Below are 16,865 nucleotides of genomic sequence, written 5' to 3' on the forward strand. Positions count from 1 at the left end.
CTCATTTAACCAAGATAATATATTACGAGTTTCAATTAGGGACACGAAATGGTCTCTTGAAGATGATTATAAAAGATGATTTCTGCATTGTAATTTACTCCCCTTAATGTAAATAGATTAAGTAATAAAAATCTGTTACTAGAAAGGGGAGCATTTTTGTTGGAGTATAAAATTATTTAAAAATGATATCTTTAGTTATAATACCCACACTTGATGCCTTTATATGTGGATTTGACTTTAAACTCTGAAGTTCTTCAGGGCTACCATTAATAACTACACCTATGATATCTAATTTATTTACATCTAATTGATCCTTTGCCTTAAGGGTTGAATAGATATTACTAAATTTATTTTTATAATAAGTATCTTTAAAATCAAACTGGAGATTATCTAAAAATTTATTGTAATTGTCTGTTGCATCACTAGTTGAATCAAATGCAAACCTGCTAGATACCTTTAATCCAATAAAATTGAATTCCGGAATAAATGCGGCTTTTCCATCATATTCTGAGGCTTCTTTTTTATATTTTTTCATTTCCTCATCCGTATAACCATCGATTAATAGCTCTGATATTTGGACTTTCGGTAAAACACTTGAAATATCACTAACTTTATATTTCTTATCTAAAGATATCGTCATCTCAAGTAGTGAATCAGAACTTACTTTATTAAGTAGGGCTATATCGTTTTTATACTCCTTGTACTTAATAGCTGGGTGAAAGGCCATCATTCTTAAGTTACCTGAACTATTAAAATTAACTGGCCACTCACCGGCTTTATGCCCACCTGAATTACTTGAAGTCATGATAGACTGATTAAAGGCTTTAATATCAAATAAAGCATAATGGCTATTTCTATCATATAGCTCTATAGATTTCCAGCTTCCAATTCTTTTAGAGACAGTATATTGACCACTTGCACCAAGAAAACCGATAGTATCATTTGCCTTACTAATATAAGTATTGGGTTCTGTAATTTCAAGCACTTTTTCCACCTGCGCATAATATTCAGTTCGTATTTTATTAGTAACTCTAAAATTAACCTTGATAAACATCGCATATAAGGGTATCACCACTAGAATTACTATCACAATTGTTCTAATGGTGCTCTTAAGTTTCGACTTTTTATATGCTTTTTTTAGTTTTTTATCATCAAGTAAAAAATCCATGTTTTCCATGTTATCGTCTTTCATAAATCTCATTCCACCTTTCCTTGAATTCGTCTCTAGCCCTATAAAGATAAGTTCTAACTGTATTTTCAGGCATGCCAAGTAGTATAGAAATTTGTTTATAGCTTAAATCCGCCTGGTATTTCATAACAAGTAAAGTCTTATATTGCTGTTTTAAACGCTCTAATACTTGTTTAACATATATACCTTTTTCATCTGTTAGTACCGTGGTTTCAACGTCATTCTCACTAAAGAAATTATTGCAATACTCCTCCGTGTCTAAAGAAAAGCTTAATCTATTATTTCTTTTTTTAAAGGTTCTGAAAATATTAATGGCTACAGTAAATAGCCAAGAACGAAGTTTTTCTACTTTTACACCATCCATGTGTTCCATAGCCCTAGTAAATGACTCTTGTACAATATCCTCTGATTCGTACTTTGAGCATCCAAGCTTTATGAGATATTTATAAATAATGCTAGCTTGGCTTATATATAATTGCATAATAATATCGTAATTCATTTCAACCTCCCCCACTAAAGCCACTCATACATAAGACTATCAGAATATGGAAATGTATACAAACTTATATAATTTTTTTCACAAAGGCAATAAGTTTTATATAGCGTATGTTAAAAAAAACCACATCTTAATTGATATGGGTTTACTACTTGTGTCGTCCATTACGAAAGAGGCAAACTTATGAACAGTTTTAATTTAAGTAAATTTAAACATATTTGCCATAACTGTAATAATAAATACTGCTATATAGCTGATGAAATAAGCTCTTTTTTTTTAGAGGACGCTAACAAAAGTATATATTGCGTAGAATGCATTTGAACAAGCCTTAGCAATTCTTAATTTATTTTATTTTCAGATGCGTAAATAAAAATGCATGTTTGAGCTAAAGCGAGTTTGCATTTTTTAGCAACTGATAATAAAATAAATTTTAGAATTCCTTATCGACGTGAAAGCATTCCAGCAATATATACTTTTAGTTATAGCATCCTCTATGAAAAAAGCTATTTAATCACAATAATAGATACTATAAGAGATACTTTATTCCTTATTTTCCTTCCATATTAAAAAGCCTATGAGAAACACGGAGGCATCTTTAAATTCCCTAATATCAAAATTTGTTTCTTTCTTAATCTTATCCAATCTATAAATTAGAGTATTCCTATGAACATATAGTTTCCTTGCAGCATCACTGATATTAAGACCACATTTTACAAATTGCTCAATAGTTACTATCATTTCACTATCGAGAGAATCGAATTTGTCTTTTAACATGTATAATAGTTCCTGCTTAATTTTATTATCTACATTGTATACAATTTTCTCGAATAACATCTTATTATAATTAAATATATGATCTTTCATATCAAATTTTTTCCCAAGCTCCATGCACTGCACAGCATCATTATAAGCTTTCTTAAGTCCTTTTATATCATAGGTTCTATCTGCATAACTTATATAACACTTACAATATAAATCTGATGATATAGATTCCTTTATACTTTCTGTATGTTCTTCTATTTCAACAAAGTCCCCAATTACAATAATACTATCATTATAAATTAAGCTTACAACTGGCTCATTGTCATATATTTGTTTTATGATGTTAAGAGATTCATACTTACTTCCATCTACACTTATCAATAAGATATAACATCCATTTTTAAGAAAAGGTAAATTCAAATTAATATTATCAATAGAAATCTCTCTATTTTGTAAAATATCAAGAACCGCTTGCTCTTTAGTTAAAAAATGCTGGGTGTATTTATTTTCGATAATATATCCAAGTAAGGATGTACAATTTTCATACTGCTTTTCCAAACTTATTATGCCTTTAACACGCCCAAGCATAATAGTGAAGTTAGTAATATGTGAATTTTCAATATCTAAGTCGCTAATATATAATGCAATACCATCTTCTGTAACTACATTAAATGGTATGTTTGAAGAATGACTTAAATCCTTCAAGAATTCAGTAAAATTGTACATACTCAATTTCCCCCTATATTATTGTGTTTTCAGTTTCTTTATCGAACATATGAATTTTATCTGTATCTAGTGCAATTTTAATTTTATCTCCAACTCTAGCAATAGACGACCCATTAACTCTAGCTACAATATTTGTATTTCCCTTTGTCATATAAATATTAGTCTCCGCACCCATAAGCTCCGCAACCTCAACTTGAGCTTCTATTATTGAATTTTTATTTTTTTCAAGAAAGTCAATACCATCATCAATATCTTCTGGTCTAATACCCATTACAACAGTTTTACCTATATAAGATTTTTCTCTTGCAATTTCAGCTTTATCCTTTGGTAATATTATAGTTTCATTATCAAATGAAAGCATGACTTCACCATTTTTCTCGAGTACCACAGCTTCCATAAAATTCATTTGAGGACTTCCTATAAATCCAGCAACAAACATATTAACTGGGTGCTCATATATGTTATGAGGAGTATCCACTTGTTGCGCGAGTCCATCTTTCATTACAACTATTCTTGTTCCCATAGTCATAGCTTCTGTCTGATCGTGAGTTACATATATAAAAGTTGTTTGAAGTTTATGATGCAGTTTTGCTATTTCTGTTCTCATTTGAACCCTTAGTTTAGCATCCAAATTTGATAAAGGCTCGTCCTTTAAAAATACCTTTGGATTTCTTACTATAGCTCTTCCAAGTGCAACTCTTTGTCTTTGTCCACCTGATAGTGCCTTTGGCTTTCTATCTAGCAAATGCTCTATATCAAGTACTTTAGCTACATCCGTAACCTTTTGTTTTATTTGATCTTTTGGCATCTTTCTTAGTTTTAATCCAAATGCCATGTTATCATATACAGTCATATGAGGATACAATGCGTAGTTCTGAAAAACCATAGCTATATCCCTATCCTTAGGTGCCATATCGTTTACTAGTTTATCTCCAATATATATTTCACCTTTTGATATTTCTTCAAGACCTGCTATCATTCTTAAAGTTGTTGATTTACCGCACCCTGAAGGGCCTACAAAAACTATAAATTCTTTGTCTTCTATCTCAAGATTAAAATCCTTAACAGCTGTTACATTTCCAGGGTAAACCTTGAATAAGTGTCTTAATGATAAATTTGACATAATATATTCCTCCTACATGTACATTTTGAATTATCTTTAATATACTTATATTGTAATCCTTTAAATCATATTTATCTATTCGCAAAACCCCCAAAAGTCGTAAAGCTAATTTGTAGAAAGACACAAATGTTCTGTTTTAAAACTTAAATATTATTTTTTCCAGTTATATAAATTTTTTACCTTGATATAAATCTAATTCCTTTAATTTATTATCTATACCATTTAACACTTCCCATTTTTTTAAACTCCACATAGGACCTATTAGTAAATCCCTTGGCGCATCACCCGTTAATCTATGAATAACCATATTAGGTGGAAGCATCGTAATTGCTGTGCAAATAATATCTATATAATCATCTTGCTCTAAAAACACAAGCTTTCCTTTTTTATATAGCTCCACCATTGGTGTATTTTCCATAAGATGAAGCAAATGCATTTTTATGCCCTTTATATTACTATGCGCTACATAGTCTATTGTTTTTAACATGTCCTCCTTATTTTCTCCAGGAAGTCCAAAAATAGTATGCACAACCACCTCTATATTTCTTTTATTAAGATTTTTCAGTGCTTCTTCAAATCTCAATAACTTATATCCTCTATTAATAATATTTGCACTCTCATCATTAGATGTTTGAAGCCCTAGTTCTACCCAAGTGAATACTCTATTAGAGTATTCCTCTATAAGGTCTAATACTGCATCATCTAAACAATCAGGCCTTGTAGCTATAGCAAGTCCAACTACGCCCTCCTGTGATATCGCCTCTTCATATTTATCCCTTAATATTTCTATTGACGCATAAGTATTAGTGTAAGCCTGAAAATAAGCAATATATTTTCCTGTTTTCCACTTTTTACTCATCATTTCTTTTATATCTTCAAATTGCCTTGTAATAGAAAATTTCCTATTACCAGCAAAATCTCCAGAACCCCTTTCACTACAAAATAGACATCCAGAACTGTTAATAGTTCCATCTCTATTCGGACAAGAAAATCCAGCGTCTAAAGCAATCTTAAAAACCTTATCACTGAACTTGCCTCTTAAAAAATAATTTAAACTGTGATATCTTTTATCATTCCATGTTTTCTGCACTATTCTCTCATCCTTTCTTTCTGTAAGGGACATTCAATAAAAAAACTAGCCCCATGGACTAGTTTTTTTATTAAAGATGTAAGCCCTCTGTTAATTATACCTTATAGTCTCTTCAAGAGTGAACTAATTATAATTTATCTACAGTAAAACTCTTTAAATCCAATTTCCATTTACCAATAATATCTGTTTCTGAATTATTAACATTTGATTTGGGTATTACTTCATAATTCATAGTATTCTCACCAAAAGAAGAAAATACTATTTGAACTTTTTCCATTGGATAATCTTTTTCAAAATTAACGGGAATCATTTCCCCATTTTTTACTATATAAACCCTAATATATTTGCCCATGTTTTCCTTAATATATTGTACAAGTAGAAATTTTTCATCTAAAGAGAAAGTCATAAACTCCACTTTGGAGTCTAGTAATAAATCTATTTGGATTAGGTCCTTTCCAATTGGCTTCTCCTTAGCCATTTCACCAGAACCGCCAGAACCTCCACTTGATGAAGATTGATTAGATGTACCTCCAGTATCTCCCTGAACTGCTAGAGCCTCATCAATATTTACAACACTAATAAAAGAATTTTTGTTATAGGTACTAACTGCAATCTTTTCTCCTTGATAGCTGAAATTTATTGAACTAAATTCTTTTAGTGGTACCACTACTTTATACAACTGCGCACCGTCGTCTTTTGAATATACATATTTAGGAAGACCCGATTTATCAATAATTAAGTTGGTCTTTACATCCTTTTTGTCTCGATATCTAATACCTATTCCTTCAACAAAGGCTTCCTTTTGTGGCGTACTATTAACTTCGCTTATTTTATATTCGGCCCCATCTTTAACAACTTTAATGGAGTATTCATCAAGACAAGACTGCGAGCTAATCATTGATGTTCTTGTAACTCTAACCTTGAAAATCCCACTTCTACCAACTTCATTACTTTCTGTAACTTTATAACCTTTTATCTTCATATCACTAATTGGCATATCAGAAACTTTCATAAGCAATTCCTTAGTATATAATTTTTTACTATTTTCATAATTTTCCTTCGATATAAAATTCATATAGCTCTCAACTACATTAGCTGCCATTTTAATTTCAAAAGCATTAACTTTTGGTTTTTCTTCTTCTTCTTCTTCTTTTTTTGAACATCCTATTAAAAACAAAATACATAATACTATTAATAAATAATTTATAATTTTTTTCAATATTTTCACTCCCTCTTAATATTAATTAAATAATGGAAATTATAATTACTTCTACACTTAAGATTCGAAAATTTAAATTCATTTTGATAATTATAGTTTCCCTATAAATAATTTTTTAATTTATAAAATCATTAATTAATATTAAAATTATTATTTAATCTTAAAACAATACACATATATTTATGAATACAAGCATCTAATTTAATATACCCTTAATTTAATAATTTTATGGAGGAGATACTTTGAAAAAAATAATTGGCCCAATATTTCAGACTGCAGCTGTGTTTGTCGGTACCATAGTCGGTGCTGGTCTTGCTTCCGGCCAGGAAATAACTCAATTTTTTAGCACTTATGGATATATGAGCTTCTTTGGAATCCTTATATGCGGATTAATCTATATTGTAATCAGTTCAATTATCATTTCTATTAGTGTAAAACATAAGTTAAGTTCTTATACAGAGCTTATAACTCTTGTAAGTCCAGGTTTTTTCGGCGTAATCACAGATATTTTTACAAGTTTTTTCTTAATTAGTGGCGCAGCCATAATTCTAGCTGGAAGTGGCGCACTTCTTCATCAATATTTTGGCGTTTCAAAATGGATAGGAATCTTACTTATGTCTATTATTTCTTTGTATACACTTCTTAAGGGTACCAAAGGATTAATAACCATAAACTCCTTTATTGTCCCATGTCTTACTACAATTATTATAACTATATTCGTTTTATACCTGATGTTTTACAAAGATATGGTAAGTGCGTCCTATATAAAACAAATTCCCTCTTATAAAAATAATATTCTACCCGCTCAATGGTTTATTTCAGCCTTACTCTATGCTGGTTTTAATATGCTCTGCTGTAGTGGTGTGTTAGTCCCACTAAGTTCCGAAATAAAACGTAAACGCATCCTGATTCCAGGGGTTATACTCGGAGCATTAGTTCTAACCATATTATGCTATTTGGTAAATATAATGCTGCTACTTAACATACCTCAAATTTTCAAGTACGAAATTCCCCTTATGTACATAACACACCGTTTTGGTACGTTACTTCAAATTCTTCTACTTTGTGTAATTTGGTGTGAAATGTTTTCAACCGAAGTTTCTGATATATATAGTGTCGGAAAAACTCTGGAGAAAAAGTTTAATATTCCTTATAAAAGAGCTGTGTTATTAATACTTGTTATAGCTTTGCCTATTTCTCAAATCGGCTTTAGAAATTTAATCAAAATCCTTTATCCTGGGTTCGGTGCAATAAGTCTTATTTTCTTGATTCAGTGTATTATATACTATAGAAAAACTTCTAAAAATCAGAATTGACATTATATATATCCAACTGTACAATTTTTATATACTAAGGATTAAATTTACAAAACAAGGAGATAAAGATGATTAATAATGGTACAACTGAATTTAATGATTCATTTTCTTTAAAAATGCTACAAAAATGCAATTTATGTCCCAGGAAATGTTATGTAAATAGATTAGCTGGCGAATTAGGCTTTTGCAGAGCATCTAAAGATGTAAAAATAGCTAAAGTCAGCATGCACACTTGGGAGGAACCCTGTATCTCAGGTATACTAGGCTCTGGCACTATATTTTTTTCCAATTGCAATATAAAATGTGTATTTTGTCAAAATTATAAAATAAGCCATGACGGTAATGGCAAAATAGTATCTATAAACCGCCTTAGTGAAATATTTTTAGAGCAGCAGGAAAGAGGAGCTAATAATATAAATTTAGTTACACCTACTCACTATGTTCCCCAAATAATAGATGCTTTAATACTTGCCAAAAGTAAAGGACTTAATATTCCTGTTCTCTATAATTCAAATGGATATGAAAATATAGATACCATTAAAGCTCTTCGAGGCTTTATTGATGTTTATTTACCAGACTTAAAATATTATAAAGATAAATATGCACTTAAATATTCAAAAGCTCCTAATTACTTCACTTCTGCTAGCGAAGTTATTACCGAAATGGTTTCCCAAGTAGGAGAAGTTAAATTCGATGCTGATGGTATAATTCAAAAGGGAGTCATAATTAGGCATCTAATGCTACCCGGCTTATTATTTGACTCTAAAAAAGTAGTAGATTTTATTTATACTACATTTAATAATTCAGTATATATTAGCTTAATGAATCAATATACTCCGATGCAAGTGGCCGTTAATTATCCTGAAATAAGCAAACCTTTAAACCCTGATCATTACGATGCTTTAATTAATTACTGTTTAAAGCTAGGTATCACCAATTGCTTTATTCAAGAAAATGGGACTTCCTCTAAGGTTTTCGTACCTGACTTTGATCTAAGCGGAGTATAAATATGCAAATTAATAATTCTATAGCAATAAAAAATTCCTATGAATTAATCGTAGGAATTTTTTAAGATATAATCATTCTATATAAGTAGCGTTTTGATCTTTATCAAAATTTAGATTTTTAAAAGAAAAATGTAGTACAAAAGCAAATATTATGCCCGCAACCACATCAGCAAAATAATGTTGTTTTATAAACATGGTAGATAAAATTATGAAAGTAGCAACAATAACACAAATCACTTTAGTCAATTTATAAACCTTTTCTGATTCATAAATATACAAAGTTATTACCGCAGAATTTAAAACATGAATACTGGGAAAACAATTATAGGGATTATCAGCCGCATATAAATTCAAAACCAAATTGCTAAAGAAATCAGTTCCTGTTATCATGGGCCTTGGAACATATGTTGGATAAAAATAATATATTATATAACATATTATCATGCCTACATTTACACTTATAAGTAGTTTAAAATACCTTTTTTTATCTAATACACATAAAATAGCAGAAAAAACTGCAATAAATATGTACCAAGATACATAAGGCAATATAAAATATTTATTAAAAGGTATGAATTTGTCCACAAATGTAAATACAGAGTTAGAATTCCCTCTATATTGATTTAACATTGGATAGGTCATACTTATTAATGGGATACTTAATCCTAGTATTCCGCGAAGAATAATATCCTTCCATTCGTATGTCACGACCTTCTTTTGTAATTGTTCCATTTTACTCCCTCCCAAGATTCCTTAATAAAATCTATATATTATATCTTATATTTTTTCAGTTCTTCTCTAAAGGAGCTCGTTATCTTTTTAAATTCGTATATACTATCAATAAATTTCTTTATTTCATTAGTATAACTTCCAACACTTGCACTTACCTCTTCTGAAGATGCAGAATTTTCTTCCGCAATCGCAGCTAGAGACTCTATTGTTTCATATATGTTTGCAATGGATTTTGCCTCTCTATCCAAATCATTTATAGTATTTATCATTGACGTAGAAACTGTTCTAACAGACATTGTAGCTTCGTAACTTATATCTCTTACTTCTTCTAGACCTTTAGTTTCATTTTGCAGAATATCATACTGGTCACCAATTTTATCAACAAGTGTATTTATGTCCTTAACAAATTCGATTAAATTGTTATTAATTTCTTCTGCGGCACCCTTTGACTGTTCTGCCAGCTTTCTGACCTCATCAGCAACTACAGCAAATCCCCTTCCTTGCTCACCTGCACGGGCAGCCTCTATGGATGCGTTTAAGGCAAGTAGATTTGTTTGCTCCGAGATTTGTGAAACAATTGATACTATATTTGTGATGTCACGCGCCTTTGTTTCTAAGCTAATACCGTTATCCTTTACTTCTTGAAATTTCTCTAAAGTTCCAAGTATATTTTTACTTGTACTATCAACACTCTCATAACTATTATTGATCTTTTCTATAGCTTTTTCTAATTCATCCTTATTATCATTTTCATTTTTAACAATATCCTTAAGAGATCTAATGTTATCATTTAAAATTAAAACAGCATTTTCAGTATTCTCAGCTTGACTAACCGAGCAACTAGCCATTTGCTCAACGACCCCTGATATGTCTTCAGAAGTATTGTTCATTGTATGAGAAATTACATTAATATTTTCAGCAAAAGTATCCATCTCATCAGTTACGCCTTTAAATCCAACAAAGTCTGCTCTAAATACTTTTTTATATTCTTTAATTTTTTTGTATATCGCTTCGTACTCATCTCCTGTAACTATGTCTCCATCTTCAACATAATTATTACTGTTAATTTGGTCTATAGTTTGTGAAATTAGTGCCATAGGTCTTCCCATTATAAAAGCCACAATGAATGATGCAGCTCCAGAAAGCACCGCAATTCCTAATGCTTTTATAATATCATCTGTTCCTATTATTGCAATCGATCCAAGTAAAGATATAATAAAAGTAAATACTCCTACCTTTGCAGGTATATTCTTAATAAAACCTAAAGATAGCATTTTATTAATTTTATATGTTTTTTTATAATAAATGTCCTTCTCAAATGTAAGTTTTAAACTGAGACTATCTGAAGTTTTCTCTATTTGCTGAATTTGGATTTTCTCATTAAAATACTCACAAGTCCCATCTAAAAGCCCTAGAAAATAATCAAACATTGCTCTCTTAGAATTATAAGTAAACACAGCCTCGCGACTAGAAATAGGCTTTATACCTACTAGCGGTGGTTTGGCTCCTTCAAACTTCTTTGTCATTACAACGTGTATATCAAATAGCGATTTTAAAAATGAATATACATTTTCAGTCTCAAAAATGCTGGAAAGTCTCTATGAAAAGCTGTTAAATTATCTTTTCCTATACTTCTCCACAATTTTTCAATGGATATGTTTTGTGTCTTTGATATGTTGACTATTACATTTTTAACTTGTCCATCATCCACATTCTCGATGGGTGAAAATATTTTACGAGAACTCCATCCCACCGATTCCATCGCATCACTAACTACATTATCACCATAAAGCTTTCTACAAGTTTTCATCCAAGTAGCTACTACCGTTCCTTTCATAATATTAATTCCCCCCATTTTTTCTATTGTTTTCTAAATTACACCTTCGAATCCGAATTACACCTTAAATTCTACTCTATCTAGTTTTGCAATTACTTTAATGTCATTATGACCCACTGTATCAGTTCTTAATGAAATTCTATTGCTAATTAATAATACTTTGTTACTATCCAATTTTTTTATTTGTCTTAAAACTCTTTCTCCATTGTAATCCACTAGCGAAATCGCATTATTTTCTATTTCATGTGTCAAATGAGCAAATGCAATATCTCCACTACAAATTCTAAACCCAAGCATATCATCATTCTCTATTTCTATATATAATACTTTATCTTGAGCATATCCTTCTACTTTATTTGATATTATAGGCATTTGTTTTATACCTATAGCTTTAGCTAAATCATATTTATAAATAGAAACATCTTTTAAAACTGAGCCAAAAGCATCATTCCAAACCTCGTTTACTTTTAATGAGCTAGGTCTTTCAAGTTTTGGATTTCTTTCTTCTACATTTTCAGCAGCTTGAAATGATACAGATGTATCTTCAATTTCTTCCCCTAATATTTTAGAGATCTTCTCTAAAAACTTCTCATCTATAATCTTTTTGCCCATCTCAACTTCATTAATAAAGCCTTCAGAAACTCCAATTTTTTTACCTAATTGTTTTTGACTTATTGCTTTTGATTCTCTTACTTGTTTAATCCTATCTCCTACTCTGCTCATAATTCTCCACCCTTCCAATTGAATAATTACTTCTAAAATATTCTTAAAGCTTTAACTATATTTTAACACTATTTCCAGTCTATATAAAAACCTTTTATTTGTGATTTTGTAATAACTATAATATAAAATATAAATCTCCTGCTTTATTGCAGAAGATTTATATTTTATTTGCCCTATTCCGTTTTTCTATAAGCTTCTCGCTCAGAAATTAGATGTTGCAGGAGATACCTAACCGTCCAATTTATAGATGTTGGCGTAACTGCAGCTAATATAGTATCACTGCTTTTAATCCCTCTTATACTATCAATTAGATCATATAGCTGCTTATCCTTATAATTATTAAATAAAAGTAATTTTTCCTGGGGTAATTCAATGTTACTTTCTTTAACTTCTATGTTGCTCAATATTTCTTTAATTGTAACATTTCCCATGTTTTTGCTAATTGTTTTGCAAGGTTGTATATTTTGTCTTGATAGTAAACTATTAAGTTTTTTTTCTTCTTCCTCAGTTAGTCCATATGTAAGGATCAGCTTTTCATTAATAAGCTCCATACTATCTTCCCCCTTATATACAATTTAACGTTTTTCAGAATTTAATTATTACTTTTATTACATTTTTTCTGGTTCACCGTACTCAATACCAAAACAATCAACCGTCATACTTTTTATCTTTTGCTCCTGCTTTGGTTTATCTCTAAAATCTCTATCTACTTTAGCCATATCTAAAGCATGTTCCATGCCCTCAGTTACTTTTCCAAAGCCTGCATAGCTTCCATCTAAATGAGGAGAATCAGCTACCATAAGAAAGAACTGACTTCCTGCTGAATTTGAATCATTAGATCTAGCCATTGATAAAACGCCCGTTGAATGCTTTAAATCGTTTTTAAATTTATTAGAAGAAAACTCTCCCTTTATTGAATATCCAGGTCCACCTACGCCTGTTCCTTCAGGACATCCACCTTGAATCATAAATCCTGGAATTACTCTATGAAAAACAATTCCATTATAAAAGCCTTTGTTTATAAGACTAATAAAATTTTTCACTGTGTTAGGCGCCACATCTGGATACAATTCCGCCTTTATAACTTTTCCATTTTCCATATTAATCGTTACTATTGGATTCATATATTTATCTCTCCTTTTATTATATATTCATTATAAATTATATCACATTTTATATTATTTACTAATTTTTATAAATAAATCATATCTAAAAAAATAACTAGTCTTACTCTAGTTATTTTTTTAGATACTATAGTTTGTAACAAACTAAATAACTTGCTGCCCTAGGCTTATTTTCAAAATCATTTTTTCTTGAGGTTCGTCCAATCTTATATGAATATTTCCACCTGGAAGTATTATTAAAAAATGTTCCTCTAGCATGTCTACTTCTCGATTTTTATCAATATTAACCATATCTATTTCTAAGTTCTCATCAATCTCTTCTTTATCATATTCATAACCAACATTTAAACCACCAAATATACTTATATCTTTTAAGTGTTTATCCTCACTTGCAATAATTAAATGTGCAATATTTTTATTTTCTTCGAATTTACATACTAAATGATTTATCACACATAAATAATTGCTTTGCACTGGATTATTGATTATTATACAATTTATTTTTTTTGTTTCTTCAATTTTCATGCTAAATATATCATGACCTACGTGATGTTCATTATTATTTTTAAATTTAAATACTCTCATTTCATCACCTTATTTCTGTTGTTTTTAATACCTAATCTAGTTTATTCACCTAGTCATGATATTGCTATAATTAATTTAAAATTAGTTATACAAACTTTGTTATTTTATCGTTTTAAATGTAAATACCTATAAAATAAACAAAACAGTCTGAAACTACTAAACTAGTTTCAGACTGTTTTTACATGTGGCTATAATTAAGGTTAAAATATGTTTATGTTTTTAATAATTTGTAACTTAAATCTATTAAATTATTATTAATAGAAGAACTGCTACTTATAGCAGGGCTACCACAAGTAGCAGAATTATATATAGTTACAATTCCCTTTGTTTTCTTTGAATTTAATAGGTTATTGTCAATAAGCTGCCTTTTAAGTTGATTAACTGTACCTACACTTCCATCAATTATAATAGTTTTTTCCCCAACGATTTTAACTAATTCGTTTTTTATAAATGGATAGTGAGTGCATCCAAGAACTATAGATGCTACTTCTAAATGCATAAACTCCTTAAGCTTTCCTTTTAGGTATCTTTCGATTTGCTCTCCCTCTATAATTCCATGTTCTATGAGTTCAACGAGCCCCGGACAAGGAAGAGATATTATATCCACCTCTTTATTGTACTTCTCCATTAAATTACTAAACTTCTTTTCAGCGAGTGTCATCGGAGTAGCCATAATAATTATACTTTTGCCTCTACTGATTTTTACAGCAGGCTTTAGTGCAGGCTCTATACCAATTATAGATATGTCTGTATATTTTTCTCGAAGCGCATCTATAGCTGCACTAGTAGCGGTATTGCAAGCAATTACTACTACTTTTGCCCCTTTATCCAAAAGAAAATCTACTGCTTTAAAAGTTAATTCCCTAACTTCATTTACATTTTTAGTTCCATAGGGCGCATTTCTCGAATCTCCGAAGTACACAAAATCTTCATTAGGCAGAACTTTTAAAGATTCCTTTAGCACACTTATTCCACCCACTCCTGAGTCAAAAAATCCTATTGGTTTTTCTTTATTATTCATATAATCACCACCATATTAAAATTAACACGCCTACATATAATTCATAAGAAGAAAGGCATATATTGAAACAGTATTGTTTTCTAGTCACATATATACATTACATTAAATAATATATTAATAAGTCTATCCATTTAATTTAAATTATAACATAAAAGGAGGAAATGTTATGCCCTCAGCACCTAATTTATACAAAATTAAAGATTCAATAAATAATGGTTTAGAAGTTATATCAACCAAATCCGAAAGTTTTATTGGATTATCCAAACTTAAATATAAAATTCATTCGCAGGAAAATAGTATGGAAGATCTTTATCGTGATTTAGGAAAGGAATTGTACTCAATTTTCAAAACAACTAATTATATTGATGACTCACTATTAGATTATTGCACTGCTTTAAAGAAAATAGAAACCCGCATAAAAGATCTTGAAAAACAACTAAATAAAATTAATAAAAAATAAAAGATATAGACTTTATGCTATCCCACAATATAAAAAATAGTGATACAATTATCACTATTTTTTATTTTTATATTTATATAATTACGTCTTTATCTTCATCATGTAATTTATTAAGACGCTTAATTTCTACAAAAATGAATATAGCTGTTATAATTGAAGCCAATGCATCTGAGGTAGGTGCTGACATCCACACACCATCTAAGCCTAAGTCAAAGACCCTTGGCAGAATAAACAGTAATGGTATAAGGAGTATTACTTGTCTACTTAGCCCTAAAAATATTGATATTTTAGCTTTACCTATAGCTTGAAAGTAGTTCGAACAAACTATTTGAAATCCTATTATAGGTAACATAAATAGATATATTCTAATACCATGGCTTCCTATTGCTATTAGTTCTGGGTCCTTATTAAATAAACTTATAATTTGTTTCGGAAATAACTGTATGATTATAAATCCAGTTGTGGTAATAGCTGTAGCTGCGAGTATTGCGAGTTTTAGAGCACGCTTTACACGTTCGTATTTTTGGGCTCCATAATTGTATCCAATGATTGGTTGACAACCTTGGTTTATTCCAAAGGTAGGCATTAACACCAGCATCACCACACTCATAATAACTCCCATGGCTCCCAGTGCCAAGTCTCCACCATATTTAAGTAAACTTTTATTTGAAATAATAGTTACTATACTTGCAGCAATCTGCATGGAAAATGGTGACATACCTATAGCAAAAATACTTTCTATAACTTTAACATCTAGCTTTAAATTTTTATAACGTATTTTCAGCACACTATTCCCACCAAAGAAATACGATAATACCCATACCATACTTATAGCCTGAGAAATAATAGTGGCAATAGCCGCTCCCCTAGTTCCCATATGAAAAACAAAAATAAAAATTGGATCTAAAATTGTATTTAATATTCCGCCAATTAACATGGTAAACATGGCTATTCGTGGATTTCCTTCTGAGCGTATAGTGTTATTCATTCCAAAACCTACGTTTTGAAATATTGAGCCTATAAGTATTATAGTCATGTACTCCTTGGCATATGGCAATGTATCTTCGCTCGCTCCAATTTTTAGTAACATGGGTTCTAAAAATATAAGTCCTAAAATAGTTACTATAATTGAAATTATAATAATGAGAGTAAATGCATTACCTAAAATATGTTCTGCTTCTTCTTTATTTTGTTGTCCAAGCTTTATAGATATAAGCGCTGCGCTTCCAATTCCTACTAGCATCGCAAATGCCATAATCATAATTGCAATAGGAAATGTAGCTGCCACTCCTGATAGTGCAAGTTTGCCTATGCCTTGTCCTATGAATATTTTATCAACAACGTTATATAACCCATTGACGAGCATTCCTATAATGGCTGGAACAGAGAACTTTATAAGTAGCTTACCTATATTTTCTTCCCCTAATTGCTTTGACCTATCCAAATAATCGACTC

16 protein-coding genes and 1 pseudogene are annotated in these 16,865 nt (G+C 30.1%); 3 read left to right on the top strand and 14 right to left on the bottom strand.

The genetic code is table 11. The features are described from left to right. Positions 1 to 172 precede the first annotated feature (172 nt). From JJE11_RS00845 to JJE11_RS00870, 6 genes are all read right to left on the bottom strand, one after another. The gene (locus JJE11_RS00845; RefSeq protein ID WP_291632352.1) at positions 173 to 1,192 is read right to left on the bottom strand and encodes an anti sigma factor C-terminal domain-containing protein; all 1,020 of its coding nucleotides are present in this window, start codon (positions 1,190 to 1,192) and stop codon (positions 173 to 175) included. Continuing rightward, positions 1,179 to 1,688 (bottom strand): sigma-70 family RNA polymerase sigma factor, encoded by a 510-nt coding sequence (locus JJE11_RS00850; RefSeq protein ID WP_291632353.1) that lies wholly within the window; start codon positions 1,686 to 1,688, stop codon positions 1,179 to 1,181. Before JJE11_RS00850 ends, JJE11_RS00845 begins: the two co-directional genes overlap by 14 nt. 537 nt (positions 1,689 to 2,225) lie before the next feature. Beyond that, a complete protein-coding gene (locus JJE11_RS00855; RefSeq protein ID WP_291632354.1) occupies positions 2,226 to 3,173 on the bottom strand; it encodes a helix-turn-helix domain-containing protein in 948 nt (315 codons plus the stop codon). Between the two features lie 13 nt (positions 3,174 to 3,186). Further along, complete coding sequence (gene ugpC / locus JJE11_RS00860) at positions 3,187 to 4,296, bottom strand: sn-glycerol-3-phosphate ABC transporter ATP-binding protein UgpC (protein WP_291632355.1); 1,110 nt, start codon at positions 4,294 to 4,296, stop codon at positions 3,187 to 3,189. Between the two features lie 163 nt (positions 4,297 to 4,459). Beyond that, a complete protein-coding gene (locus tag JJE11_RS00865) occupies positions 4,460 to 5,419 on the bottom strand; it encodes a TIGR01212 family radical SAM protein (protein WP_291632356.1) in 960 nt (319 codons plus the stop codon). A gap of 94 nt (positions 5,420 to 5,513) precedes the next feature. After that, positions 5,514 to 6,605 (bottom strand): hypothetical protein, encoded by a 1,092-nt coding sequence (locus JJE11_RS00870; RefSeq protein WP_291632357.1) that lies wholly within the window; start codon positions 6,603 to 6,605, stop codon positions 5,514 to 5,516. A 242-nt stretch (positions 6,606 to 6,847) separates the two neighbouring features. Between JJE11_RS00870 and JJE11_RS00875 the strand changes: the two genes are divergently transcribed. Both JJE11_RS00875 and JJE11_RS00880 read left to right on the top strand, forming a co-directional pair. Next, the gene (locus JJE11_RS00875; protein ID WP_291632358.1) at positions 6,848 to 7,921 is read left to right on the top strand and encodes a transporter; all 1,074 of its coding nucleotides are present in this window, start codon (positions 6,848 to 6,850) and stop codon (positions 7,919 to 7,921) included. Positions 7,922 to 7,989: 68 nt separating this feature from the next. Beyond that, entirely contained in the window at positions 7,990 to 8,928 is a 939-nt protein-coding gene (locus JJE11_RS00880; protein WP_291632359.1) for a radical SAM protein, read from the top strand. A gap of 72 nt (positions 8,929 to 9,000) precedes the next feature. Here JJE11_RS00880 and JJE11_RS00885 read toward each other — a convergent pair whose 3' ends face one another. The 7 genes and pseudogenes from JJE11_RS00885 to murI all read right to left on the bottom strand — a co-directional run bounded on the left by JJE11_RS00885 (position 9,001) and on the right by murI (position 14,950). Continuing rightward, positions 9,001 to 9,660: a phosphatase PAP2 family protein gene (locus JJE11_RS00885; protein WP_291632360.1), complete on the bottom strand. Its 660-nt coding sequence runs from the start codon at positions 9,658 to 9,660 to the stop codon at positions 9,001 to 9,003. 38 nt (positions 9,661 to 9,698) lie between these two features. Then, positions 9,699 to 11,497, bottom strand: a pseudogene (locus JJE11_RS00890) (heme NO-binding domain-containing protein). A gap of 57 nt (positions 11,498 to 11,554) precedes the next feature. Next, positions 11,555 to 12,220 (bottom strand): helix-turn-helix domain-containing protein, encoded by a 666-nt coding sequence (locus JJE11_RS00895; RefSeq protein ID WP_291632361.1) that lies wholly within the window; start codon positions 12,218 to 12,220, stop codon positions 11,555 to 11,557. Positions 12,221 to 12,393: 173 nt separating this feature from the next. After that, on the bottom strand, positions 12,394 to 12,771 hold the full coding sequence (locus JJE11_RS00900) for a DUF3783 domain-containing protein (RefSeq protein WP_291632362.1): 378 nt from the start codon (positions 12,769 to 12,771) through the stop codon (positions 12,394 to 12,396). A gap of 57 nt (positions 12,772 to 12,828) precedes the next feature. Beyond that, positions 12,829 to 13,344 carry a peptidylprolyl isomerase gene (locus tag JJE11_RS00905; RefSeq protein ID WP_291632363.1) on the bottom strand — a complete coding sequence of 172 codons (516 nt, stop codon included), beginning with the start codon at positions 13,342 to 13,344 and terminating at the stop codon, positions 12,829 to 12,831. A gap of 144 nt (positions 13,345 to 13,488) precedes the next feature. Next, on the bottom strand, positions 13,489 to 13,929 hold the full coding sequence (locus JJE11_RS00910) for a hypothetical protein (protein ID WP_291632364.1): 441 nt from the start codon (positions 13,927 to 13,929) through the stop codon (positions 13,489 to 13,491). 211 nt (positions 13,930 to 14,140) lie between these two features. Then, positions 14,141 to 14,950 carry a glutamate racemase gene (murI, locus tag JJE11_RS00915; RefSeq protein ID WP_291632365.1) on the bottom strand — a complete coding sequence of 270 codons (810 nt, stop codon included), beginning with the start codon at positions 14,948 to 14,950 and terminating at the stop codon, positions 14,141 to 14,143. 166 nt (positions 14,951 to 15,116) lie between these two features. Here murI and JJE11_RS00920 point away from each other — a divergent pair, with 166 nt between their 5' ends. Continuing rightward, positions 15,117 to 15,410, top strand: coding sequence for a hypothetical protein (locus JJE11_RS00920; protein ID WP_291632366.1), 294 nt, complete (start codon positions 15,117 to 15,119; stop codon positions 15,408 to 15,410). 73 nt (positions 15,411 to 15,483) lie between these two features. On the opposite strand, the gene JJE11_RS00925 is transcribed toward JJE11_RS00920, so the two are convergent. Beyond that, on the bottom strand, positions 15,484 to 16,854 hold the full coding sequence (locus JJE11_RS00925; protein ID WP_291632367.1) for an MATE family efflux transporter: 1,371 nt from the start codon (positions 16,852 to 16,854) through the stop codon (positions 15,484 to 15,486). Positions 16,855 to 16,865: the final 11 nt, after the last annotated feature.

This window comes from Clostridium sp., assembly GCF_016650095.1.
Lineage (GTDB): Bacteria > Bacillota > Clostridia > Clostridiales > Clostridiaceae > Clostridium_AD.

Bases quoted from the DNA above. Each gene is read 5' to 3' on its own strand.
- JJE11_RS00855 (WP_291632354.1), bottom strand. From the start codon at position 3,173: ATGTACAATTTTACTGAATTCTTGAAGGATTTAAGTCATTCTTCAAAC.
- JJE11_RS00910 (WP_291632364.1), bottom strand. From the start codon at position 13,929: ATGAGAGTATTTAAATTTAAAAATAATAATGAACATCACGTAGGTCAT.
- JJE11_RS00905 (WP_291632363.1), bottom strand. From the start codon at position 13,344: ATGAATCCAATAGTAACGATTAATATGGAAAATGGAAAAGTTATAAAG.
- JJE11_RS00845 (WP_291632352.1), bottom strand. From the start codon at position 1,192: ATGAAAGACGATAACATGGAAAACATGGATTTTTTACTTGATGATAAA.
- JJE11_RS00920 (WP_291632366.1), top strand. From the start codon at position 15,117: ATGCCCTCAGCACCTAATTTATACAAAATTAAAGATTCAATAAATAAT.
- JJE11_RS00865 (WP_291632356.1), bottom strand. From the start codon at position 5,419: ATGTCCCTTACAGAAAGAAAGGATGAGAGAATAGTGCAGAAAACATGG.
- JJE11_RS00900 (WP_291632362.1), bottom strand. From the start codon at position 12,771: ATGGAGCTTATTAATGAAAAGCTGATCCTTACATATGGACTAACTGAG.
- JJE11_RS00895 (WP_291632361.1), bottom strand. From the start codon at position 12,220: ATGAGCAGAGTAGGAGATAGGATTAAACAAGTAAGAGAATCAAAAGCA.
- JJE11_RS00885 (WP_291632360.1), bottom strand. From the start codon at position 9,660: ATGGAACAATTACAAAAGAAGGTCGTGACATACGAATGGAAGGATATT.
- ugpC (WP_291632355.1), bottom strand. From the start codon at position 4,296: ATGTCAAATTTATCATTAAGACACTTATTCAAGGTTTACCCTGGAAAT.
- murI (WP_291632365.1), bottom strand. From the start codon at position 14,950: ATGAATAATAAAGAAAAACCAATAGGATTTTTTGACTCAGGAGTGGGT.
- JJE11_RS00880 (WP_291632359.1), top strand. From the start codon at position 7,990: ATGATTAATAATGGTACAACTGAATTTAATGATTCATTTTCTTTAAAA.
- JJE11_RS00850 (WP_291632353.1), bottom strand. From the start codon at position 1,688: ATGAATTACGATATTATTATGCAATTATATATAAGCCAAGCTAGCATT.